Origin of the sequence: Streptomyces sp. NPDC012794 (genome assembly GCF_042901085.1) — a bacterium.
Taxonomy (GTDB): domain Bacteria; phylum Actinomycetota; class Actinomycetes; order Streptomycetales; family Streptomycetaceae; genus Streptomyces.
In genome coordinates, this window is record NZ_JBIBCI010000012.1 from 59,611 (window position 1) to 82,366 (window position 22,756).

Sequence of the window (22,756 nt, forward strand, 5' to 3'; positions counted from 1 at the left end):
AGGGCGGCTTACCCTTCAGGTCGTCAAACGCGCCCATGACATGAGCGGGTTCGTGGTGCTTCCACGCAGGTGGGTGGTGGAGAGGACGCTGAGCTGGCTGATGCGCTCGCGGCGCCTTGCCCGGGAAGAGGCCCGGCCCGAAAGCAGCGAAGCCGACGTCCTTGGGTCGATGACCATGCTCATGGGACGCCGCCTCGCCCGCCACCGGAGCCGAAACGTCACCCGGCAGCCCGCCTCGGCGTGAACACCCCGGGACGCTGCTGGGCCAGCCAGCCCCGCTCCACCAGCCGCTTGACCTTCGACCGCACCCTCTCGGCCTTCGCCGACACCGCTTCCAGGGCCAGCCGTGCGGCCAACTCCCTGCCCGCAGCCCGGGCCCGCACGCCTCCGCCTCCAGCACGCCCACCAGCCGCTGGTAGGCCAGCGCGAGCGCCTCCATCGTCAGGCCCACCCGCCAGTGCGGCACCACCGACCCCGCCACCGGGGCCTCGGCAACGGCCGGCGCCGACTCCGGCGGGTGGGCCTCCGGCTCCGGCCCGGACAGGACCTCGGCCAGCTCCACGCGGGTGATGGCCCGTCGCTCCAGCACCGCCTCCGCCTTCGCAAGCTCGGCCAGCACCCGCTCCCCCTCTTCGTGGAGTTCTTAGACCCGCACGTGCGCGGCCGTCTCGCGCGCTTCCAACAAGGCCATGACCGAAGCCATCGGCAACCAGCATCCCAGGCGGGCCGGCTCGGCGCGGGCTGCGGCCCCGTTCAGGCCGAGCGCAGCCGCAGCCTGTGCCGGCGTCGCATCGTGACGGGCGCGCGGTTCGCCCAGCATCCAGTCTCACCGGCAGCGATCTCCATCCGGCGGACAGCGCTTACTGCGCGGGATCGTGGTCGCCTCGACGGCAGCCGTGTGGTGGTCCCAGTCGCGGCAGCGGGCATCGGCCTGCTCGTCGGCTGCGTCGTCCAAGGTCCTGGTCGCCGTTCGTCCAGTCCAGATCCTTCGTGAAAGGTCCCGAACTCCTCCGTCGTCCACGTCCCCGTGTCGTCCATGGCATCTCCGTTCCCCCCCCGACGGGCACGCCACACAGCGGGCCCTGAGTCGACCATGGCGTACCGGAGCTGCACGGTGCGGAGAAACGGACAGCTTCGCGGACTTCCGGAAACCCTGCCCGTCCCGGCCGGGGGCCGCCCCCTCCGCGGGGACGGCGCTCGCCGTCACCGCCGGATCGCGGGGAAGCTACTGCCCCGGGCCTGGGGAGTCGGGGCCGACGACCGCCTGGCTGCCGGCGGTCAGCTCGGTGAAGGCGGCCGCCGCACCGGTCAGCGGGACGCGGGAGAACACCGCCAGGGGGCGGTGCCACGGCGGGTCGAGGGAGAGCAGCAGACAGTCCTCGCCGACGGCGCCCCGGACCATGTGGGCGGGGGCCATGACGGTGCCCACCCCGGCGGCCGCCATCCGCACGGCCGTGGAGGTGTGTTCCGTACGCAGCACCGTGCGCGGGGTGAAGCCCACCGCCCCGCAGGCCCAGTCCAGGACGGGCTGTCCCTCCACCAGTGGTTCCATCGCGCAGCGGATCCAGTCGCGGTCGGCGAGCTCGGCGAGGCGGACGGCCCCGCGCCCGGCGAGGGGGTCGTCGAACGGTACGACGATGACCAGCTCCTCGCGGCCCACCCGCACCAGGGGGCCCGTCCAGTCCTTGGGTTCGGGGCCCACGGCGATGTCGGCGGCCCCGCGCTCCAGCTGCTCCTCCAGGGCGTCCGTGGAACCGTACTCGCGCAGCACCAGGGAGACCCCGGGGTGCAGGGCCCGCCAGCGGGCGGTGATGCCCGGGAGCATCCCGACCGCGATGGCGTGCACGGTGGCGATGTGCAGTTCGCCGCCGGCCACCCCGGCCGCGGCCCGGGCGGCCCGCTCCGCCTGGCGGGCGCTGCGGACGGCGAGCTGCGCGTGCGGCAGGAAGGCGCGGCCCATGGCGGTGAGCCGGACCCCCCGCGGCATGCGCTCCAGCAGCGCGCCGCCCACGGCCGTCTCCAACGCCTTGACCTGGTGGGACAGGGCGGGCTGGGTGACGTGCAGGGCGTCGGCGGCCCGGGTGAAGGAGGACTCCTCCACGACGGCGAGGAAGTACTCCATCTGACGCAGGCTCATGATCGGCAAGCATAAAGAACCTGCATGGAGTCCAGAACATCTTTGCCTTGGACTGCGGGGAACGGCCGGTACAGGCTCGGTACATGAGCAACGACAGCAACAACTTCGGCGACGGCACCGCGGACGTGATCGTGATCGGCGGCGGCACCGGCGGCTACAGCACCGCCCTGCGCGCCTCGGCCCTCGGACTGACCGTGCTGCTCGCCGAGCGCGACAAGGTGGGCGGGACCTGCCTGCACCGGGGCTGCATCCCCAGCAAGGCCATGTTGCACGCGGCCGAGCTCGTCGACGGCATAGCCGAGGCGCGCGAGCGCTGGGGCGTGCGGGCGAGCGTGGAGTCGGTGGACTGGGCGGCGCTCAGCGCGACCCGGGACGACATCGTCGGCCGCAACCACAAGGGTGTGGAAGGCCACTTGGAGCACGCCGGGGTGCGGGTGCTGCGCAGCGGCGCCCGGTTGACCGGCCCGCGGTCCATCCGGACCGAGGACGGGCGGGAGTACACCGCCACCCGGGGGCTCGTGCTGGCCACCGGGTCCCGGCCGCGCACGCTGCCCGGGCTGGAGCCCGACGGGCAGACGGTGGTCACCAGCGACGACGCGCTGTTCGCGCCCGGGCTGCCGGCTTCGGTACTCGTGCTGGGCGGCGGGGCCATCGGCGTGGAGTACGCCTCCTTCCACCGTTCCATGGGGGCCGAGGTCACCTTGGTCGAGGCGGCGGACAGGCTGGTGCCGCTGGAGGACGCGGACGTGTCCCGGCACCTGGCGCGGGGCCTGAAGAAGCGCGGCGTCGACGTGCAGACGGGTGCCCGGCTGGAGGGCGCGGCGGTGGCGGACGGGATCGTCCGGACCACCGTGCGGACCGCGCGGGGGGAGCTGCGGGAGCTGAAGGCGGAGCGGCTGCTCGTGGCGGTCGGCCGGGTCCCGGTCACCGACGGGCTCGACCTCGCGGCGGCCGGGCTGGTTACCGACGAACGGGGGTTCGTGGCGCCGGCCGACTGGTCCCGGCTGGAGACCGCCGTCCCCGGCGTCCACGTGGTCGGTGACCTCCTGCCGCCGCCCTCGCCGGGGCTGGCCCACGCGTCCTTCGCGGAGGGGCTGCTCGTCGCAGAGACACTGGCCGGGCTGGCGAGCGCGCCGGTGGACTACGCGGCGGTGCCGCGGGTCACCTACTCGGCGCCGCAGACCGCCGCCGTGGGGCTGACGGAGGCGCAGGCGCGCGAGGCGGCGTACGACGTGGTGGTGAACACGATGCCGCTGACCGCGGTGGCGAAGGGGATGGTGCACGGGCAGGGCGGCACGGTGAAGGTCGTCGCGGAGCGGGGCGGAAGGGTGCTGGGGGTGCACATGGTCGGGCCGCACGTGTCGGAGATGATCGCGGAGAGCCAGCTGATCGTGGGGTGGGACGCCGAGCCGTCCGACGTGGCCCGCCACATCCATCCTCACCCGACGCTGTCGGAGGCGGTGGGCGAAGCCTTCCTCACGCTCGCCGGCCGGGGGCTCCACCAGCAGTAGCTCTGGAGGGCGACGCTGGCCCGGACGCGGGCCGCATCGGCTGGGCAGGCCACAGCGGTGGCGGCGACTTCACCGATGCCTGGCCTGGTCTTGCGAGCCTTCTCCACGCAGTCGCGCACGCGCTTCACGAAGGCGGTGACGTGCGCGGGCTGCATCCCTACCTCACCGCCCAAGGTGAGCTTTGGTGGGACGAAGACGGCTGCGAGGAGCTCAACGGTCAGCTGCTGAGGGCAGCACCCATCGGGCTGCCCTGACTATCAGCGTCGTGGAGTGCTGTTCACGCTGCGCGGCCGCCATGCCCGGCGCGAAGGTCGTCCTCACAGGCCCGGCTGTCACCGGCCCGGCCACTACCGAACGCCCGGCGACGGTGACGCCGCCGTGGCGCTTGTAGTCGATCTCCACCGAGCCGGCCGGGGCGATCCCAGCCGAGGCGCACGACCTGGTCGAAGCCGACCCTCGGACGCCGAGCCGGCGGGCGGCCTGATCCGGGCCGAGGGGCACGTGCCCGTCGCGGATGACCGGCACGTCCCGGCGGCGCGCGAGGGCACGCCCCGGTCCAGGAGGACGTCGGGGAACTCCATGTCCCCACCAAAATAGGCCAACAGGCCGGCCTTCACGAGACGGCCGACCGCCGAGGCGGTCACCCCCGGCCGACCGCGCAACGGTTCCGCCAACGTCGGCCAAGGCATGGCACACGGGTACGGGTGGGTCACCGCCTACCGCTGCCGGCACATCCGCCCGGAGGACTCCCGAGAGGACGCCGAGCTGGTCCTGCGCGCGGCCCTGGCGGAAGACCTCACCCAGGGCCGTACCGCAACCGCGGAGCCCCGCCCCCTGCAGCCGGAGATGCCCCTGCTGACTGCCGCTGCGGCCCCGGAGAAGGTGGCCGGCGTCAGCGCCACCAGGACGATCACCGTGGGCTGGACGGAGGTCCGCAGCGATGCCGACGACGAGCTGATCGGCTGGGAGTTCGGGCTTCTCCCGCTCCACGGGGGTGCGGTGCCGAGCCCGGGATGAATCATCCGCCACGCCCTGCTCAGCACCGCCGTCTGCTACCCCCGTCTTCACACCCAGCGGCTGCGCGAACCGACCGCGCAGGCGCCGGCGCAGCGCGCGCTCATCGAGATGGCCTACGCCCACGCCGTCGCGAAGGCGTCGACCATTCCCCCCTGGCGGGCGGGTGCCCGGCCACCGCAGTCAGCCGGCGGCGGCCGTCGGTGTGTCGGTGACCGGCCTGAGCCACCGCACCGGCGCGGTGAGGCGGCACACGGAGGGGTCACTCGGCCGCACCGTGTTGGCGGGCGACTTCGAGGAGCGCGGTCGTCACCATGTCCGCGAGGGCGGCGACGAAGGGGACGAACTCGCGGGCGTCCGCGTGCTCGGCGAGGCGGAAGGTGTAGTCGGTGTCGTGCCCCCCGGGGCCGGGGTGGCGGATCTCGTCTGTCAGCAACGTCCGCGCGAACCACGCGGGTGTGTGGGAGACCCATTTCCTTCGCTTGTGGGTGTAGTAGATGGTCTCGGTCCACTCTTCGGCGAATCCGACCGAACCCGGTGGTGAGGAGCCGAGCGTTAGGGTCAGCGTCTTGTAGTCGTGGGGACGGCCGTCGTAGTTTCGGTTCCACCAGCGGTCACCGGCGGGGGCCCAGGGCAGGACCGGCAGTTCGACGCTCGGCGGCGTGACGTGCCGCGGCCAGTCTAGGGTGAGGCGCCAACCGCTCACGGAGTTGTAGCCGTTCACGGTGAAGGTCCGGATCCCGGGGCTCCCGGCCGTGTGGAGGGCCGTTCCTACCTGCTCGGTGGTGAAGACGATCTCCTGCTCCGCCGCCTGGAGGGTCCGGGCGTTCACCGTCGCGCTCAGGACGTCACGCCACCACGCGGAGAACTCCGCGGGGCCGACCACCTCCTCCGCCGGACGGCGCGCGTCCTGCGCCCATTCCGCCCCGGTGCATCCGCGACCGGCCAGCACGACCACGATCTTCGCCAGCTCTCGGGCTGTTAATGCCGGCTGCCGATGGAGGCGGGCGTCATGGCGAAGGACGAGAAGCGTGTGCCCCGCGTACTCCCAGGTCCAGACCCGGAGGTCCGCGGCCCGGGCGACGTTGGCCCACCGCGCCTCCCAGCGGTCCCGCGCGGCGACGCGGGCCAGCCGTTCACCCTCCTCCCGGGCCCACTCTTGTTCACGGGCCGCCCGTTCCTCCTCCTTCGCCACCGCGACGAGAACCTCAACCTCCTGGCGCACCGGACGGTAGGTTCGTTCGGCGGCAGCCACCCGGGCCCTGTACGACTCCTCGGCGAGCCCCAAGCGATCCGCCAACCGCCGGCGTGTCACCGCCAGCCGCCCGGTCAGCCGCCGGCGCCGACGCCTGACCTCCGCCCGAACGTCCTCAAGCCCGTCGCCGGCCGACTCGACCTCGTGGACGTATGCGGCGGCAGCGTCCCGCCAGCGGCTCAACTCGCCGGCAGTCGCCGGCACGCGCAGCCGGTCGGCGGTGCGCCCGCCGAAGGAGTCCCACGGGGGGACACCGGGAAAGCCAGGGAGGGACTCGCCCTCGATCCAGTACACGACGTGCTCGGGTATCGACCGTGCATCCCCAGGCCAGGTGCACCGCATGACGACCCGCCGCTGCTCGGACATACCCCCGCGCCGCCCCTCCCCGCTCGGACACGCACCGATCCCCCATACCTACCCACGCCGAGGCCTGGTAGCCGCTTCGGGCCATGGTCGGGCAACGGTCCGGGGAGGCAGTTGCGGCGCGGCACGCCGACTCCGAAGTCCTGAGCGGCTATCCCCTCACCGATCGTCCTCCCGAGGGCTTGAACGCTCCCGCTGGCCGCCCGCCGGGCCGACTGTCAGTGCCGTGACGCAGGATGAAGGCATGATCCAGACTCTTCCCCTGGCCCTGCCGGGCACGCTGGTGGACCACCACGGCCTCGATCTGACCGCGCTCTACTCAACGGGCTGGGGCCTGACCCACTTCGACCTCGCCGGAGCCCCGAACGGCGAGGTGTACGCCCTGTACGGCGTTCACCGCCACACCTACGGCGTCGCCGACGAGGAGCAGGACCCGCAGGTCGCGAACTTCGGGTACCGGATCATCACCCGCTACTCCGCTGAGGGCGAGGTCCTGGCGAGCGCTCAGTTCCGGACCGGCGGCGCGCGCGAGGCGGGCTCGGACGTCGCTGACGGAGGCGACATCAGCCTGTGCGTACTGCCCGACGGGGTTCTCGCCATCACCGGGACGCCGGACATGACCACGCTCGTCGCGCCTGATCTGAGCCGCGTCCTGGCCGTCTACGACTCGAAGGACGGCCGTCCCTACCGGGAGTTCACGGCTGAGGGCAACCCCTTCGCCGGCTCCATCAGTGTCACCCCCTCGGGCCGGCTGCTGTGCACTCTCGCCGAGTACGGCGTGTGGCGGTACGGCAACGTCATCACCAACCTCGTAGGCATCGCCGAGGAAGCCCTGACCGTCGACTCCAAGCCGGCCGTCCGCGCACTCGCCTCGCTCGACCCCGCGCCGGCACACCAGAGTGACGTCGACCTCCGCGCGCACGCCACGTACCGGGGCGCTCCCGTCGGTCTGGCGAACCGCCCCCGCCCAGCCCTGACCGAGCTCGTCGCCGCCGAGGACAGCCTCTCCGGCTGGGAGAAGTCCCGCCTCGGCCGACCGGTTCCGCTCTCCGACGACCTCTTCGTCGTCCCCTTCTACGCCAGGACCTTCCGGGGCGGCAGCCGCGGCCAGCCCTTCGTCTTCGCCCTCGTCAACGACCAGGGCGAAATGACCGGACGACTTCACGGCCTCCATGAATGGCGCGACTCGCCCTTCACCGGCTTCTGCTTCAACCTCGCCGCCGACCCGCACCGGGGCCATGCCTTCCACCTCAACCGCTATGGCCTCTACGCCTGGAACAGGCAAGGAGTACTCCGCGCCAAACTGGACACCGACAGCAAGACGTTCAAGCCACTGACCCACTTCACCCTCGGATCCTGCGCCCCCAACGGCGATCTGTTGCTGGCCCACACCAAGCAGCACCTGATCCTGCGCGTTCCGGCCCCCGATGACCTCACCGACCTCGCAGCTACCGTCGGGGAGGCGCTGCGGGCGTACGCCCGACAGCGCACGACCCTGAAGAAGCAGTGGAGCCCGGTCAACTGGCACTGGACGCACTCCGCACCACTCCACCGCATCTGACCACCCCCGGCCGCCTCCGCGGCCGGGGTGCGGGTCTGCCGCGCGGGCAGAGCGAGTCATCGAGATGTGGCCTACGCCCACGCCGTGGCGAAGGCGACGACCATCGCCGCCTGACGCCAGGCGGGCACCCTGGTCACCGCCCTCAGCTGCCCCCGGCCGCCGGCCGGTGTCATGACCGGCCTGAACGCAGCACCGCGTCGCCGGGGTCTCGACCCCCTGCACGGTCTTCCGCGGAGCGTCCTGACCGCTTCAGATACCCCTGCTTACCGGGCACCGGAACCTCCAAGGAGCCAGGGCGGCCGGAGAGGCCGAATACCGTGAGCCCTGATGACCAATACTGCTGAACAGGCTGATGAACGCCTGCTGCCGCGTCTCATCGTCACTCCCGCACAGGGTACGTATATACCCTGGAACGTCATGCGCCGACCTGTAGGCATGCCCCAGGCTGGCCCAGTCCACATCGTCCAGCCCTGCCAGTAGCTTCTCGTACTCGTTGATCATCGAAGAAGGAGACAGGAGGCACTGACACAGCCTCGGCGGAGTACAGCGGGACGACGGTGACGCCGCCCTGACGCTTGTAGTCGACCTCCACCGAGCCCCCTCCCCCGGCGAGACGAACCCAAGCCGCCTGCGGCGTCGAAGTGGGGTGGACGTCGGGAAACTCGACGTCCCCGCCGAGGTAAACCAGCAGACCAGCCTTCCCTAGGCGGCCGACCGCCGAGGCGGTCACCTGCGGTGGACACCGCAACGGCATCCCCAGGGCTTCCGTCAGCCGGTCCGTCACCCACCCGGCGGGCCTGATCACCACCAGCCTCCCGGGTCCGGCTCCACAAAGCAATGGCGGGCCCGACAGCCGCTGATCGACCCGGCCGGCAGCTCGCCGCTTCCAGCACACCACCCGCCGGATCCTTCGACCTGGACCGCCGAGTTGACCAGGACTCAGTACCACCAAGCCGACTGCGAGACGCCGCCGTTGCGCCTCGTGCATCGCCCCCCCCCGCCTAAAGCCGGCGAATGATCACCGAGAATGAGTGCGGAGCAGATCGGGGCCGGAGCTCGATGCCCACTCGCATCCGTAGCGAGCCCTGCTCAGGGCCGTGCCCAAGGAGACACCATGCGCTTGTCCAGAACTCTGACCGCCGGAACCGCTCTCATAGCGCTCGCGTCCCTGACGGGCTGCGGAAGCGAGGAGGCCGAAGCTGGAAGCGGCGGCAAGGCCCTACCGAAGGCGAAGGACGTGGCGGCGATGGAACGGTTCGTCAACCAGTACACGACCTGCAGGGCCCTGCAGACGAACCCCCTGGAGGGCCGGCACGGGGAAACGTTGCTCGAGGACGTTCCCAAGGGCGCCGGAGCGGGCGTGAAGGAGCAGATGTACTGAAAGTCCGAGGGGGGTCCGATTGCTCTGGTGGCCGTCTCCGGCATGAAGAAGTTCCAGCAGGCGCTCAAGGCGAACGACTCAGCCGGAAAGGAAGGTGACGCCGTCGCGCTGGTCGGGGCGGACTTCGCCATCGTTCCGACAGGCGGCGACACCACGCTCGCGCTGAAGCCCTCCGGACTGCTCGTCGCGTCGTGCAGCGCCACGTTCAACACCAAGATCCCGAGTGGCTACACGAAGAACGAAGGCAAGATCGACGGCTGCGTCACGACGGACTACTTCCCCGCGTAACCCGTACCGCCTGCTCCCACTCTCCGGGAGCGACCGGCTGACCAAAGTGCCTGGGCACCGGGGCACCGGTGCCCAGGGGAATAACGAATCGCCGACGAACTGGCCGCGCTGACGGCGGGTGGGCTCCGCCGAGTTAAACGGCACTGTACCCGCCTGTCAGGATGTCGTCGGGCCGCCGGTACGGCCCGCAGGCCGGGCAAGGGGATGCCCCCGTGGACCGCTCGCTACGTGGCGTCGGAGATACCGGCGTACGCCCGGGCTCGGGGTAATCCTGCTCCCGGCATGCTGGTCAGGCCCGCCCCGGGTCGGGCGGCCGCTCGGAAGGAAGAACCGCCGTCCCGCACCCGGCTACGACGTCGGCAACACCGTCAAACGCCCGGGGACGTCGGGGACATCGGCAGACCCCGGTCGATCCTGGCAGATGCCGGCTCCGCGTCACCCGAGGATAGAGATCAAGCTCACCAGACGATGACACCGCCGCTCTCGGCTTTGGCTCGCACGGAGGCAGCAACGATGTTGTCGAAACACCGGGTGACGTACTCGGCGCCGTAGCCGCTGACTTCACCAAGGTGAGCGAGGTGCGGGCGTATCGCTTCGCACTCGGCCAGGAAGTCGTCGATCTCTCCCGGCTCGACCTGAAGGTCACCGCCGTCGAGCCGGGGAAGGAAGCGAGCCCCCAGCGCCCGAACCGCGTCAGATCCCCACAGCTTGCTGCGCGATCTCTCGAATCCGGCCATGGTCTTGCTGTAGTCGTCGTCGGGATCTCCCAGGAGGGCCCAATTTCCGTTGGCTTCGTACACGTAGGTATCCACATTGAGGCTCACGCGCTGATTCTCCGGAGCACGACCGTACCGCGTCGACTGGATTGCAACTGTCGCGACGGCGCCACGGCAGCCCTACCAGGACTCCGGCACGGTCCGCACACGCCGGAGGTGAAACAGGCGGCGAGCGTGCCTGGCCGTTGGTGGGTGCAGCGACGGCCGGTCCTGGTGTTGACCCCTTGAGACGCCGCCCTGCCGCTTGTAGTTGGTCTCCACCGGCCGACCGGGGAAACGAACCCGAGCCGCACACAGGCGTCGAAGTCACGGCGCGGCTGGCCGGGAGGGCGTCAGTGGAGGAGTGGGAGGCGAAGCTTGCCTCGTACGGCACGGACTCCATGTCGATGGTCGCCGCCGACATCCAGCGCCGGGTCGCGGTCGAGCTCTCGTGGCGCAGCAGCAGCTCGACACTCCCCGGCTGTGGTCGGTGGCTGCCCCGCTGATGACCCTGTACGCCAAGACCTTCCCCGGCAGCGACGGCAGCGCTGCGGTGCGCTGGTACTGGATGGCCGCGACCGCCGCCGACCAGTCGGGGGAGCGGATGTGCGGGTGTGGGTGCGGGGGCGGGCGGCCATCGCCCCGGGGTACGAGGGTGCGTCGCTGGGGGTGGCGGATGTTCTCGCGGACCAGGCGCTGGCGCTGTCGAGCGGCCGCCGCTGGGGCTGCTGAACGCCGTCTACGGCAAAGCCCACCCCGCCGCCCTCCGAGGTGACCGCGCCACCGCCCTCGCCCTCGACGCGCGGGGCCGGCGCATCTTCGATACCGCCGGCTCGCATGAGCAGACCTCCGACTACGCGGTGCCGTGATGGCGACTGAACGTCTCCGCTCCCTGCTCCTGGCCCGCCTCGGCGAAGAACGCGCCTCGACCGAACCACAGGGCCCGGTGCTCGCCGAACGACCTCCGGCCCTTCCCCGCTTCGCCACCCACCTGGAACTCCACCGCGCGCTGATACTCGCCCGCTCCAGCGACCGTACCGGCGGCATCGCCCACGCCACCGCTGCCATGGATGCCCTCCCGCCGCAAAAGCACAGCCTTCACCCTGCGCATGCTGGTCAACAAGATCAAAGCCTGCCCCACCGCCCCAGCGCGCTCCGAACACACCCACCTCGCGAGCCCCGCCGGGTAGCGACCGCGCTCAGCACGCGGACCGGCCGGTCCCGGAGCCTACGGCGAGGAGATCGCGGTCGAGGGCGTAACGGAGCCAGTGGTCGTGAAGCGGGGGGTGGAGGTCTCCAACACCAAGAGCCGGCGCGGCAAACTCACCGCCGACCAGCTCGCCGCCTTCGGGGTGGAGTGGGTGCGGTAACAGGCCGGCGGTGGTGTGCTCTTGGCGGGAAAGTGGTGAAGGCGGCCCGATCGGAGATGATCAGGTAAGGGGTGGTGCCCGTATACCCTGACAAGTCCGCACCCTTCCCTTCCTCGATCAGGATCAAGGCGGTCGGCTCCAACGGCTACCACCTCGACTGCACGATCTACAACACGGCACAAGGCGGATATGACTGCACCCAAAGGAGCTCCGGCCGACCGCTCCTCGTCGTTGGTCTGCTCGGTGAACCCCGGTTCAACAGCTTCTCCGACCCGGCGTGGGAAGGACTCGAGAGCGAACTGGGGCTCGCCCTGCCCGACGACTACAAGTGGTTCGTGTCGGCGTTCGGCCCGTGCGTACTCCACGGCACGTTCTACATACCTCATCCCCGGGGGGTGTCGCTGAACCTGCCGGACTACATCGCCTACGTCTCCGAGGAGGCGCGTGCCGCCCGGAATCACTTCCCCGAGGACTTCCCGCATCCCGTGGTGCCGGAAGCGGGAGGACTCGTCCCGGTGGTCGAGACCTTCCAGGGAGACCGCGTGTTCCTCCGGCCGCCGGGAGACGATGACGGCTGGACCGTCATGGTCGGGTGGGACACGATGAGGTGGGACCGGCACCGCATGGGGTTCCTCGCGTTCCTCGAACGCGTACTGGGCGAACCGCCGGAGATCCCGCTCATCAGCCGGGACTCCTTCGAATGGTCGCAGGTCCCGTACCGGCTGAGCGAGTACCAGGACGCAGACTCCGCGCCCTGACCAGCTCCGCCCGATGAGTGTCACCAGGCTGCGGCCCGGCGACGACATCGCCCTCTACCTACGACTCCTCACCGCACGGTGCCTCAACGTCGTCCACGACCGGACCCGCCAGATCAACCGTCTGCGCACCCAGCCCCTGGCGTACTTCCCCGCGATGGAGCGCGCCCTGGACCTGGCCAAGAAGCGGATGCCCCTGCCCGAGGCATCACGAATCCGGGGCTGTAAAGGGCAATGCCGCAGGATGGAGGCCCTCTGTCAGTGGTGCCTGGTATCTGCTGTCCTGTCAGACACACCGAGCATGCCGGATCGCTGGGAGATGGGATTCACCGCAGCAGACCGAACTGTTCGCCGACTTCCCCCTCGGACGATGGGTGCACCAGCAGCGCAAAGCTCTCCGCGCCGGGGAGCTCGAGGACCGGCGCAAGGTCCTCCTGGACGCGCCCGAGGCCGGAATGGTCTGGGAACCCGGCGAGGAAGCCTGGGAGAACAAACTCGCCTCGCTCCGGTCCTACCGGCGGGCCACGGGACACCTCGCACCCCGACAGGACGCCGTCTGGGGCGAGGACGGCGAGATGGTGCCCATCGGGCAGGACGTGGCCAACCTCCGGGCATCGTCTTCGACGGCGACAACATCGGACGCCGGCTCCAGCAGCCGAGGCAGCCAGCCACCTGGGCGCGGCTGCTGCCCGAGCAACGGAAACGGCTCACCGCGATCGGCGTCGAACCCGCCCAGGAGCCGACTCCCGCCCCGCGGCCGCTCGCGCAGCGAAGGGGCCGAGCAAGGCACAACAGGCATTCCAGCGCGGCCTGACAGCCCTCACGCAATGGGTCGCACGGCAAGGAACCCACCGGCCGGTCCCGAGGGACCACGGGGAGGAAATCGCAGTCGATGACAAGGCGGAACCGGTGATCGTGAAGCTCGGCGTGTGGGTCTCCAACACCAAGACGCGCCGCGACAACCTCAGCGCCGACCAGGGTGCCAGGCCCAACAGCAGGTCCTCGAGGTCGTCATCGACCCAGACACGCTGGAGGGCTCTGGACGGCCAGGTGCGGGACGAGGGTGTCATCCGAAGTTCCGCGATGGCGGAACGCTGCGGAACCTATGCGGGACGGTGAACATCGACATGTCGTATCAGAGCAAGACGGCCGACCCAGGGGGCTTGATGCCGAGGTCCTCGAGGAACCCAGCCGCCCCCGGGTGACGCCCGGGGCGCAGCGTCGTTGAACGATGCGTTCCCGATCCGCCGGGAATGTCATGGCTGACCCCTGGGACGGTCGGGACAGGTGCGTGGTGCCGATGGTCCCTCCGGGCCGGGTTCACCCGTCGGGGCAGGACTCCGCCGTGTGCTGAAGCGTGACGAGCAGGCCGGACCGCTGCGTACTGCTGGGGCATCGCCTCCTGCGGACATGGACGAACAGGAGAATCCGTGGTCGAGGTGATGGCGATGACCCCCGTCAGGGAGGACGGCAGACTGGGAAGCGCCGAGGCTCATCCCGCCTCCGCCGACCCTGTGTACGTGCGCCGTCGCGACGCCATTGTCGCCAGCGCCGCAGGGCATCAGGTAGGCGCCCCGTCGCCCATCGTCGAGTACACGGCTGCCGAACACGGGGTCTGGAGGCGGGTGCACGCAGCTCTGGCAGGTGCACGCGAGGGGCGCGTATGCCGTGTGGTGGAAGCGGCTTGCCGGCAGGCGCCGATTCCCTCGGATCGTGTGCCGCAGCATGCCGAAGTCGGAGACCGGCTGCGTGAGCTGTCGGGGTTCACCTGCACACTGGCCGGAGGCATCGTGCCCAACAAGCGGTTCCTGGGCGCGATGGCCGACCGCTACTTCCACGCCGCAGTACAGGCGGCACCCGGCTGTGCCCCTGTACGCCTGGACAGCGACGACGCCCTCGATCTGATCAGCCGCGTGTACTGGTACCGCCTCGGATACGGCACCGCCCGCGAGAACGGCACGGTCAAGGCCTACGGAGCGGCGTTGTTGTCCTCCTACCGAGAGCTGCACCGCTTCCACCGGGCCCGCATCCGCCGATGGAACATCCTCGACCTCGTCCGCCAGCCCTACCAGGTCACCGGCTACCAGCCCCTCCTGTTTGCGGTGGACTGCCTGGACCACCTCGCCGAGGAACTGCACGCCTTCTCGACGACTTCGACGAAACCGCCCGCGAACGACACGGCCTTCCACCCCTGAGCCCGCGGGGCTCCATGGGCCGCCGCCCTGCCAGGCCCTGAACCGCTCGCCGGCCGTCATCGCCGCCCATGTCCAACGGGGCCCGACGCCGGAACCCATCAGCATGTGCTCTCGTTCAAGACTTACGTGGCCGGTCACCCGTTCCGCGCTGCAGACACGGCGCCACGAGGAAAGTCCGTCGGGGATGTTCGCCGCCAGGCGGAGCAGCACGGGCAGCACGAAGGAGCCACAAGTCGGCGTCCGGTCGGTCCGGTGGCACCACGCCTGGCGGGAGGCCGGCCAGGACGGGGCCGTTCCCGCGGCCCCACGTCGCGGCCGAAGCCGAGCAAAGCCCTGTTCACCATCCCAAGGAGACGCCCCGCACAGCCCAAGCCCACACCGCCTCCACCGACCCCGGCCACCTCAACCGCCGCCTACGGCACGACCTCCGGCCGATCCGATGCTGCAGCCACCTCATCAACGGATGCCTCACCGGACCGGACCCAGCGCCACAACGCACTGCCATGGAACCGGCACATCGCAGCCGGGAAAAACAAGTGCCGACCCCCGCCCAGGGTGCAGCAGAATCAGCACATGGCAGACATGGAGGCGTTCCGGAACGCGGTAACGGACTGGGCGGCGGGCGGCCCCGGCGGGCCTGCCGGGAAGCTGGCGGCGGAACTGGGCGTCGCGGCGGCGGTACTGGTCGAGGGACCCAGCGACCTGGCCGCCGTCGAGACCCTGGCGGCACGCCTGAACCGGGACCTGGCCGCCGAGGGCGTCTGCGTCATCTCCATGGGCGGAGCGATGAACGTCGGCCGTTACGTCCGGCTCCTGGGCCCACCCGGGCTGGGACTGCGCCTCACCGGACTGTGCGACGAACAGGAACATCCGTTCTACGACCGCGCCCTCCGCCAGGCCGGCGCCGCCGGCCACGAGGTATTCGTCTGCGTGAAGGACCTCGAGGAAGAGCTCATCCGCGCGCTGGGCATGCCCGGGGTGGAAGAGATCATCAAGGCCGAGGGCGACCTCGTCCCGTGGCAGACCTTCATCCGCCAGCCCGCGCAACGGGACCGCGAGCCGCACCACCGGATGCGGCGCTTCCTCGGCACCAAGAAGGGCCGGAAGATCCGCTACGGCCACCTCCTCACGCAGGCCCTCGACCTCGACCTCCTTCCCGCGCCCCTCGACGCCCTGTTCACCACCCTGCGCGACGCCGAAGGCGCCGACCACGGGAAGCGTTGACGCGGCGCGGTCATGGACGGGCTGCGAGCGTGCCACCAGCAACGACAGCCGCAGATCACCGGCAGTCCCCGCCAGCTACCCGGCGCCATCAACCGCTTATCCGGAACAGGTCAGTGCGCGGGATCGGGTCCGTCGGGAGGGGCGGGGTTTCCGAGGGCGAGGCACCATGGACAGCCGTGGGCGTCGCTCGTGTCGCCTGCTTGCCGGGGCAGGGGCAGGGGGAAGCCCGCCCGGTATTCGTCGCGGAGTGGACGGATCGATCCCGTTTCCCGCGGGGATGGAGTGGCTGCTGCCGCTGCGCCCGCTTCAGCGAGGCGACGTGTCACCCGCATCAGTGCCGCTCGTACTGTGCTCGCCATCCGTGCTGCCGCCCGCCGGATGCGGCGGCTGGCGGCCCGCCATGGGCCGCCGTCGGACAGGTCACCAAAGGGGGTGTGCTCGCGTCCCTTCACGGATTGAGCTGCTCCTTGCGTGAAAAGAGAATCGATGGATGATACTTTTTTTGCTTTGGACACTTCTCACCATTTCGCCAACGCTTAGTACGGAGGTGCGTCGAACGTGAATTACGCAGGCGGCCGCCATTCAAGACCGACACTTTGGGGAGATCCAACAATGTACGGATTGCCGGGGTTTTTGCGTCGCCGAGTTGTGTGGATTGCCGGGGTTTCCTAGGGATCCGTGATATCGGCCACGCTCGCGTGCACGACCTGCCGGAATGAGAATTTCGCGGCATTCCGGCCGAGAGCAGCGGTGCACCGCTACAGCGCGACAGCGGCGCTCGGTCACGGATGGAAGGGCGGCACCCACGGCTCGTGGACGCCCTGGAGCGGCTCCGCAGGCGTGCAGGCGGATGTGCCGGGAGGGTTGTCCAGCGGCGCCGCGGCTTGTCGGCGGGCTAGTTGGAGGGCATCAACATGGCAGGACAGGACGTGCTCGAAGCGTCGCTGGCGCCTTAGTTCGACGGTGTCCACGTGCCACAGCCGGCCGGTCCCTGATGAGGTCAAAGCGGTGTAACTGGCGCCCAGGGCGGCGGAGATCAGCACGATCCACGGGAGGAGGTGTGCCACAGCTGGTCCTTTCGAAGGCAGATGCTCGAGGCGGCGCGCACGATCGGCCCCCCTCGATTGCCTGGCATAACGCAGTGGCATATGCAGGGTTGTGCCCACCCCTCGGATTGCAGCCATGCGCAGCAATCCGCCCACGTTGACCTATCAGCCTTTTTACTGATGATTAAATCGACGTTCAGCACCCGCGTCGGTGGATCGACGTGCTCCTGTGGGATGTGGGGCCGCTTGGCGCCAGGGAAGCGTCATCGGGCGATGTAAATATGAAGAGTCGGCGACGTATAGGGATGAAACCGACCATCAAGGGGGACGCCGACGGACAGGAGCGCGTGGCAGCAGTGCGGCGAGAACCCGCGTCGGCCGGCGCTCACCGTCTCACTGAGCTGCGGATTTGCGGTACGGAAGGACGTAACTGGTGAGTTCTTGTCGCGTTTGCAGAAACGACAAGGGAAGGGGTCAACACCTTCTCCATCCGCCACCCTCACCTGAATGGCGCATACCCAGACCAACATCGACAGCGTTTATGGAATATGACAACAGCAAAGCCCCGCATCTTCTTCCGCAGGCCTCCAGAAGAAGACGGACGGGGAGGTGATGTCCGAACCGGGCCCGCCCGGATCGGAAGGTGGACTTTCACTCCCGGATCAGCTGACCACGGTGAGGTCAGGAACGCAACGCTGGAGGACGAGGGCCTCGAAATCGACCTGCGTTACTCGGCATCGGTCCTCGAGGACTTCCTCCATGCGATGAGAACGATCCAAGACGAGTTCGACCGGAGGTCGGGGGGCACCCCGCCGTCGGGGACGGCCGTCAGCGAGCGCTCGGGCGGCAGCTCCCGTGTATGAGCCGTACGGATACCCGGACCTGCACGGCTCCCACCCCCCGCCCGACACCACCCTGTTCTGGCACCGGCCGGACCCGGGGGAACCGCCCGGCGGTCCCGGTGAGGAGAACCGGCCGTGGGATCCGGGGGAAGAGCTCGCGAGCCTGCTCCAGGAAGGCGCCGCCCCCGGCCCGCCGGAGCCCTTCACCCGCGTCGGCTACGACGACACCGGTGAACCGGTCAGCGCCATCGGCCTCGTCGCGGGACTGAAGCAGACCCCTGCCGAGCAGCCGCCCAGACGAGCCGGCAGTGCGCACCGCCGGAACGCGTCGCGGACGGCGGTGGCAACCCTGCTGCAGACCGGCAGTCTCTTCACCGCCGTGCTGGTCGCCGTCATCGCGGCCGTGGTGAGCGTCCTCAGTGGCCTGGTCATCTGCGACGCCCTGCGCCACAGCGCTGAACTCGACACGGCCGGCGAAGTCGTGAGCTGGTGGCCCCTGCTGATCTACGGACCTTGGATGGCCGCCTCCCTGTCCATCCTCAGGTCCGCGCTGCACCAACGCCGCGCGCTTCACTCCTGGTCGATCGTGCTGCTGTTCTCCACGCTGGCGACGCTCCTCTGTGTGGCCCAGGCACCCAGAACGCTCGCCGCCGGGACGTCGTGCGCGCTTCCCGCCGTCGCGACGCTGGCCTGCTTCCAGCAGCTGGTCCGCCAGATCACGCTCACGCGGCCGCCCCGCCAGGCCGCTCCACGGCACCGGACCCGGTCCCCCTCCGTCGCGCTCCGGGTGGGACGGACGGCCGCGGCCCGGCGCAGCCCGGAGGGTCCCCGGCCCGGCTACTCCGTGGCAGACAGAGGGGCGGATCGTTCTCCGTCCAGCGGTCACAGATTCGGGTACGGCGCATGACGGCCGCACGCGGGCGGCGGTGCCCTTCGCGCAGGCCGGGGTTGCGGCTCCGCGCTTGGGCACGGGCAACCGTGTCGTGCAGGCGGCACGGGGGCAGCCGCGGCGTTCTTCAGTTGTCTGCTCGGCACGAGCCGGTGAGCTCCCGCCGGAGGGCCGGCCCCTCAAATCCGTACCGCCGGTGGACGCCGACCGGCCGACAATCCACGTTCCGACGAGATGAGGTGCTGATGCTGATGCTGATGCTGACTACAGGGGGTACGCGGCGGGGTTCCCGCGCCCGTCTGAGGGCGCCCACGGCGCTGCCGGACCATGACGTCGGATGGCCGAACGTCCCGGGCGGAGCGACCGCGAAGAGCGGAGGTGGTGACAGCCGCTGACTGCTTGGACAACCCGGTCCTTCCCACTCGTTCAAAGGGGCGCTCGCTTTCACCTTTGAAACGAAGATCGAAACCGATGGTCACGGGCCGTACACAGACTCTGCCCGACAGTTTGCCCAGGCCGGGACCCGTTCAACGGCTGTGGCCCATGTCGTACCTCGAACCCCGGGCATCCGGCTGCCGCGGCGCTCGTGCGTCACGCCCGTTCGGCATTGGCGGTACCCCTTCGGCAACTGCGGCGAGGGTGCCCGTTGCGCGCCTAGTGAGCGGCTCCGCCCAGGGGACCGGTGTGCCCCGGGGCGACGTCCCGGCGCGCGGGCCGCACCTCGATGGCCCGAGCGGAGCGAAACCACGACGCGCTCCCGCCCTTACTCCAACCGCCCACGCCTACGACGAAAGGCACGAAGCATCGTGTGCGAAATGACCTACGCCGAGCGGGTCCAGTACAGGCGGCGTCAGGACGCCGCCTACCAGGCCGGCGAAGACGCCGTCGCCAACCTCCAGGCGGCGCTCGCTCTCGCCGGGATGACCCTCCCGTCCCTGTACAACGACGGACCGGTGGCCGGCCACGGATTCGTCCGGCTCGGAGGATGCAACGCAGCTGTCGCCAACCGGCTCGCCGAAGTCATCACCGCGGGTGCCGACGCTCTGCAGTGTCAGCGGTGAGGAGGCGGACGGCTGCTTGAATTGGCAGGCCGGGCGGCACCTGCGCGCAGAGTGCCGCCACGACACTTTTCCCCGCAGTGAGCGTTCGTGGGCGGCGAGCTCTTCGACGGTCCACGCCGGCCCAGGTTCGGGCGCCGATACGGGTGGACACCGCGCCGGCACCGCACAGGGCCGCAGCCCGAGCCGCCATGCCGTCGGGTGACGTGACTCAGCCAGGCGAGTGACCGGGGCCACCGCCGGCTGCTACCGGGCGGACCGGTGTTCCAGGATCAGTGCGCCGCCGTCCCCGGCGGGTTGTATGCCGACCGTGCCTGTGCCGTGCGATCGGTTCGACCACGGCTGTTCGAGGAGTCCCGTCCCATGCGTTCACGAGTCATCGCCCTCATGGCCGCCGTCGCGGCCACCGCGGCGCTCGCGCAGCCCGCCCATGCCGCCCCGCTCATCGACGGGGTCTACCGGTTCGCAGCGCTCACGGACGGCAAGTGCCTGGTCTGGCCCAAGCTGCACGGACCTGTCGGCACGGTGTCACTGGGCGACTGCACGGACAGCACCCACACCTCGCCGAACTGGCAGGTACAGCAACAGCCCAACGGAACGATGACCGTCTCCGTGCCGAACTCGGCCCCCCGCGGCTGCCTGAGGTTGACGGACGACCACAAGGTGGGGATCAGCGACAAGTGCGACAGGTACGCCGAGTGGACCGTCTTCTACGGTTCCGCCGGGCCCGGCAGCACGGTGTGGGCCGACATCGAGCACACCCCCGGCGACCGGTCCCCCTCATGGGGAAGGCTCGTCGACGATCCCGGCGTGGTCGCCCGGCTCGTGGTGAGGCCGGCCCCCATCGAACCGCACCACTGGGCCTTGCAGCCGGCCGGCTAGAACCTGCCCGCCTCGCAGGCGGAGCGGGCGCGGAAGCGGAACCCCACCCCACTGTGCGCCCCCGCCGCCGAGGTAGGCGGCGGGGGGCGCAGTAGCCAGGCCCGCCAGCAGCGAGGACCGACTCTGGTCCGCCTCGTCGGGGCCTCGGAGTTGAAGCCCAGGGCGATCCCGGCTGGGGCGGAGGAGGCGTACGAGGAGGTGTGCGCCCTGAAAGTTCGGGCGGCGAGGGGTTGGGCGAGCCGTGCTTGGCTGGGGTGACGTAGTGGGCGGCCGCGCTGGTGCCTCCCCGGGTTCCCATGGCCGGCTTGCCCGGAGGCAGGCGTGGACTGCCGGGAAGGCTGGTCCAGTGGCGCTGGGAGGTGTCGGGGCCGGGCCTAGAAGGCATTGCGGCGGCGGAGACGGAAAGGGCGGCCGTCCGGGTCCACCAGCGCGTGGTGGAGGGGCGTGGCGAGGACGCGCATCGGGAGCGAGAGGTCTGGTGGGCGGTAGCGGCGAAGGCGGCCCGGCGGGCGGGGACCCCGGCGGCCGCCCGCGTGCCAGTCGTCGAGAGCGGCGGCCGACGAGGCGAAGGCCTCGAAGGCGGTCTCCGCGTCGCACAGCGCGTCGTCCGCGGTCGGGCTGTCCGCGGGATCGAGGTCGAGGTGTTCCCGGGAGAGTTCCAGGCGCAGCTCGCGGGCGAACCGTCGGGCCCCGTCGCCCAGGCCGCCCGGGTCGCGAGGCGGGCGGCCGTCCTCCGTGTCGTCGAGTACCACGCAGCTGAGCTCCGAATCGTGCGTCCAGGAGCGGAGGTTGATGTTGTCGGACCCGATCGACGCCCAGACGTCGTCGAGGACGCACACCTTGGCGTGTACGTAGACGGGTGTTCCCGCGTGATTCTCCAGCCCGTAGACCGCGACCCGCGGGCCGCCCGCCGCGCGCAGGGCGTTCAGGGCGGTGATGCGTCCGATGAGGTTCATGGGCAGGCTCAGCCGGCCGTCCTGTTCGGGTACGGACGGGATCACGGCGATCAGCCGCAGCCGGGGGTTGTCGCGCAAGGCCCGCGCGAAGGAGTCGATCACCCGGGGGGACCACAGGTACTGATCCTCCAGGTAGATGAGGGAACGGACCCGCCGCAGGGCCTTGAGGTAGCCCCGGGCGATGCTCCGCTCGCCGTCCGGGGCGAACGCGTAGCCGCGCAGCAGCCGGTTCGGGTACGTGCGCAGGACCTGGACGGTGTGCGGTCCGCAGGGGGCCGGGTCGGGCAGCTGCGGGGGAAGGCTGTCGGCGTGCGTGTCCTCGTGGTGCCAGAGCTCCCGCAGGCGGGTGAGCGGGCTGCGGGAGAGCGGGGCGGGGTCCTCCCAGCGCTCGCGGAAGACGGCCTCCACGTCGCCGACGACCGGGCCGCGCAGGGCCAGCTGCAAGTCGTGCCAGGGCGGGTGCGGTCCGTAGGCCTTGGCCATCGGGATGGACTGAGGGTCACCGCCATGAGCGGCATCGTCGTTGCGGTTGTGGCACAGGTCGATGCCGCCGATGTACGCGATGTCGTGTGCGGGGCGGCCGGGGTGGCGGAGTACCAGCATCTTCTGGTGGTGCGAGCCGCCGGGGCGGACCCGCATGTCGAGGAGGCACTCGCCGCCGGCGGCCTCGATCTCCTCGCCGAGGTGCCTGTTCTCGCGCTCGCTGAACTGCAGTCGGTCGAGGTGGGAACGCCAGACCAGCCCTTTGACGATCACTCCGCGTTCGGCGGCGCGGCCGAGGACCGTCCCGATCTCCGTGCCGCGGCGGTCCTCGTCGGACCTGGCACCGCGGGGCCGGTCGTGCGGGGCGAGGCGTTCGCCGGGGTCGCCCCGCCAGTCGGTGAACAGCAGCAGGTCCCCCGCCCGCTGGGCGTCGATCCGTTCGAGCAGCTCAGCGAAGTATGCGGCGCCGTGCACCACCGGGCGGGCCTCGTTCCCCACCGACCAGGCGTTTCCGTCGGGGCGGCGATGGTCGAGGCGGGTGGCGGGGTTGCCCCGCTCACCCGGTGTCAGCAGCCAGTCACTTCGCTCCATGGAAACCATCCCTCCTCCGAGGCGCCTACCCGCCGCCTCTGTGATCATCCGTGGACGCCGGGAGGGCCCCGCGGGTGCGAGCCGCTCGTCGGACCCCTGCCCTACGGGATCGGGGGACGCCTGTCACAGCGAAGGGCGTGGGCCGAGGAGCCCTGGGCCGCGAAGATCGCGTGTGCTCGGGGCAGGGACGGACTCCCGCT

Annotated in this window: 19 protein-coding genes and 2 pseudogenes; 14 read left to right on the plus strand and 7 right to left on the minus strand. The window is 70.5% G+C overall.

What is annotated here, in order from left to right:
* Window positions 1-43 precede the first annotated feature (43 nt).
* Window positions 44-244: pseudogene (locus ACFY7H_RS22240) on the plus strand (IS5/IS1182 family transposase); the annotation flags it as partial.
* On the opposite strand, the gene ACFY7H_RS22245 reads toward ACFY7H_RS22240, so the two are convergent.
* Together ACFY7H_RS22245 and ACFY7H_RS22250 are read right to left on the minus strand one after the other, a co-directional pair.
* Window positions 219-383 (minus strand): hypothetical protein, encoded by a 165-nt coding sequence (locus ACFY7H_RS22245; protein WP_388940452.1) that lies wholly within the window; start codon window positions 381-383, stop codon window positions 219-221. The pseudogene ACFY7H_RS22240 and the gene ACFY7H_RS22245 overlap by 26 nt on opposite strands.
* A gap of 842 nt (window positions 384-1,225) precedes the next feature.
* Window positions 1,226-2,137: a LysR family transcriptional regulator gene (locus ACFY7H_RS22250; protein WP_388940454.1), complete on the minus strand. Its 912-nt coding sequence runs from the start codon at window positions 2,135-2,137 to the stop codon at window positions 1,226-1,228.
* 83 nt (window positions 2,138-2,220) lie between these two features.
* Between ACFY7H_RS22250 and lpdA the strand changes: the two genes are divergently transcribed.
* Together lpdA and ACFY7H_RS22260 are read left to right on the plus strand one after the other, a co-directional pair.
* On the plus strand, window positions 2,221-3,648 hold the full coding sequence (gene lpdA / locus ACFY7H_RS22255; protein WP_388940456.1) for a dihydrolipoyl dehydrogenase: 1,428 nt from the start codon (window positions 2,221-2,223) through the stop codon (window positions 3,646-3,648).
* Between the two features lie 687 nt (window positions 3,649-4,335).
* Entirely contained in the window at window positions 4,336-4,665 is a 330-nt protein-coding gene (locus tag ACFY7H_RS22260) for a hypothetical protein (protein WP_388940458.1), read from the plus strand.
* A 259-nt stretch (window positions 4,666-4,924) separates the two neighbouring features.
* Here ACFY7H_RS22260 and ACFY7H_RS22265 read toward each other — a convergent pair whose 3' ends face one another.
* Window positions 4,925-5,887: a hypothetical protein gene (locus ACFY7H_RS22265; protein WP_388940460.1), complete on the minus strand. Its 963-nt coding sequence runs from the start codon at window positions 5,885-5,887 to the stop codon at window positions 4,925-4,927.
* A 637-nt stretch (window positions 5,888-6,524) separates the two neighbouring features.
* On the opposite strand from ACFY7H_RS22265, the gene ACFY7H_RS22270 reads away from it, so the two are divergent.
* The 3 genes from ACFY7H_RS22270 (at window position 6,525) to ACFY7H_RS22280 (ending at window position 9,510) form a co-directional block, all read left to right on the plus strand.
* Entirely contained in the window at window positions 6,525-7,841 is a 1,317-nt protein-coding gene (locus ACFY7H_RS22270) for a hypothetical protein (protein WP_388940462.1), read from the plus strand.
* Window positions 7,842-8,961: 1,120 nt separating this feature from the next.
* Entirely contained in the window at window positions 8,962-9,222 is a 261-nt protein-coding gene (locus ACFY7H_RS22275; protein WP_388940463.1) for a hypothetical protein, read from the plus strand.
* A gap of 27 nt (window positions 9,223-9,249) precedes the next feature.
* On the plus strand, window positions 9,250-9,510 hold the full coding sequence (locus ACFY7H_RS22280) for a hypothetical protein (RefSeq protein WP_388940465.1): 261 nt from the start codon (window positions 9,250-9,252) through the stop codon (window positions 9,508-9,510).
* A gap of 458 nt (window positions 9,511-9,968) precedes the next feature.
* Here ACFY7H_RS22280 and ACFY7H_RS22285 read toward each other — a convergent pair whose 3' ends face one another.
* Entirely contained in the window at window positions 9,969-10,334 is a 366-nt protein-coding gene (locus tag ACFY7H_RS22285) for a hypothetical protein (protein WP_388940467.1), read from the minus strand.
* Between the two features lie 287 nt (window positions 10,335-10,621).
* On the opposite strand from ACFY7H_RS22285, the gene ACFY7H_RS22290 reads away from it, so the two are divergent.
* A complete protein-coding gene (locus ACFY7H_RS22290; RefSeq protein WP_388940469.1) occupies window positions 10,622-10,771 on the plus strand; it encodes a hypothetical protein in 150 nt (49 codons plus the stop codon).
* 347 nt (window positions 10,772-11,118) lie between these two features.
* Here the strand turns inward: ACFY7H_RS22290 and ACFY7H_RS22295 are convergent, their stop codons facing one another.
* A complete protein-coding gene (locus ACFY7H_RS22295; RefSeq protein WP_388940471.1) occupies window positions 11,119-11,367 on the minus strand; it encodes a hypothetical protein in 249 nt (82 codons plus the stop codon).
* A gap of 342 nt (window positions 11,368-11,709) precedes the next feature.
* Between ACFY7H_RS22295 and ACFY7H_RS22300 the strand changes: the two genes are divergently transcribed.
* The 4 genes and pseudogenes from ACFY7H_RS22300 (at window position 11,710) to ACFY7H_RS22315 (ending at window position 15,809) form a co-directional block, all read left to right on the plus strand.
* Entirely contained in the window at window positions 11,710-12,393 is a 684-nt protein-coding gene (locus ACFY7H_RS22300; RefSeq protein WP_388940473.1) for an SMI1/KNR4 family protein, read from the plus strand.
* Between the two features lie 317 nt (window positions 12,394-12,710).
* A pseudogene (locus ACFY7H_RS22305) lies at window positions 12,711-13,509 on the plus strand (helicase associated domain-containing protein); the annotation flags it as partial.
* 329 nt (window positions 13,510-13,838) lie between these two features.
* Window positions 13,839-14,585, plus strand: coding sequence for a phenylalanine 4-monooxygenase (locus tag ACFY7H_RS22310; protein WP_388940725.1), 747 nt, complete (start codon window positions 13,839-13,841; stop codon window positions 14,583-14,585).
* Between the two features lie 573 nt (window positions 14,586-15,158).
* Window positions 15,159-15,809, plus strand: coding sequence for a TOPRIM nucleotidyl transferase/hydrolase domain-containing protein (locus ACFY7H_RS22315; RefSeq protein WP_388940475.1), 651 nt, complete (start codon window positions 15,159-15,161; stop codon window positions 15,807-15,809).
* Window positions 15,810-16,591: 782 nt separating this feature from the next.
* Here the strand turns inward: ACFY7H_RS22315 and ACFY7H_RS22320 are convergent.
* Window positions 16,592-16,876: a hypothetical protein gene (locus tag ACFY7H_RS22320; RefSeq protein WP_388940477.1), complete on the minus strand. Its 285-nt coding sequence runs from the start codon at window positions 16,874-16,876 to the stop codon at window positions 16,592-16,594.
* An 834-nt stretch (window positions 16,877-17,710) separates the two neighbouring features.
* Here ACFY7H_RS22320 and ACFY7H_RS22325 point away from each other — a divergent pair.
* From ACFY7H_RS22325 to ACFY7H_RS22335, 3 genes are all read left to right on the plus strand, one after another.
* A complete protein-coding gene (locus ACFY7H_RS22325) occupies window positions 17,711-18,604 on the plus strand; it encodes a hypothetical protein (RefSeq protein ID WP_388940479.1) in 894 nt (297 codons plus the stop codon).
* Window positions 18,605-19,401: 797 nt separating this feature from the next.
* Window positions 19,402-19,647, plus strand: coding sequence for a hypothetical protein (locus ACFY7H_RS22330; RefSeq protein ID WP_388940481.1), 246 nt, complete (start codon window positions 19,402-19,404; stop codon window positions 19,645-19,647).
* Between the two features lie 360 nt (window positions 19,648-20,007).
* Window positions 20,008-20,526 carry a hypothetical protein gene (locus ACFY7H_RS22335; RefSeq protein ID WP_388940483.1) on the plus strand — a complete coding sequence of 173 codons (519 nt, stop codon included), beginning with the start codon at window positions 20,008-20,010 and terminating at the stop codon, window positions 20,524-20,526.
* A gap of 374 nt (window positions 20,527-20,900) precedes the next feature.
* On the opposite strand, the gene ACFY7H_RS22340 is transcribed toward ACFY7H_RS22335, so the two are convergent.
* A complete protein-coding gene (locus ACFY7H_RS22340) occupies window positions 20,901-22,556 on the minus strand; it encodes a phospholipase D family protein (RefSeq protein WP_388940486.1) in 1,656 nt (551 codons plus the stop codon).
* Between the last annotated feature and the right edge of the window lie 200 nt (window positions 22,557-22,756).

What these genes read in the sequence shown, in the direction of transcription:
- ACFY7H_RS22250 (WP_388940454.1), bottom strand. Translation starts at nt 2,137, where the DNA reads ATGAGCCTGCGTCAGATGGAGTACTTCCTCGCCGTCGTGGAGGAGTCC.
- lpdA (WP_388940456.1), top strand. Translation starts at nt 2,221, where the DNA reads ATGAGCAACGACAGCAACAACTTCGGCGACGGCACCGCGGACGTGATC.
- ACFY7H_RS22260 (WP_388940458.1), top strand. Translation starts at nt 4,336, where the DNA reads ATGGCACACGGGTACGGGTGGGTCACCGCCTACCGCTGCCGGCACATC.
- ACFY7H_RS22270 (WP_388940462.1), top strand. Translation starts at nt 6,525, where the DNA reads ATGATCCAGACTCTTCCCCTGGCCCTGCCGGGCACGCTGGTGGACCAC.
- ACFY7H_RS22310 (WP_388940725.1), top strand. Translation starts at nt 13,839, where the DNA reads ATGACCCCCGTCAGGGAGGACGGCAGACTGGGAAGCGCCGAGGCTCAT.
- ACFY7H_RS22315 (WP_388940475.1), top strand. Translation starts at nt 15,159, where the DNA reads ATGGCAGACATGGAGGCGTTCCGGAACGCGGTAACGGACTGGGCGGCG.
- ACFY7H_RS22330 (WP_388940481.1), top strand. Translation starts at nt 19,402, where the DNA reads ATGACCTACGCCGAGCGGGTCCAGTACAGGCGGCGTCAGGACGCCGCC.
- ACFY7H_RS22335 (WP_388940483.1), top strand. Translation starts at nt 20,008, where the DNA reads ATGCGTTCACGAGTCATCGCCCTCATGGCCGCCGTCGCGGCCACCGCG.
- ACFY7H_RS22340 (WP_388940486.1), bottom strand. Translation starts at nt 22,556, where the DNA reads ATGGAGCGAAGTGACTGGCTGCTGACACCGGGTGAGCGGGGCAACCCC.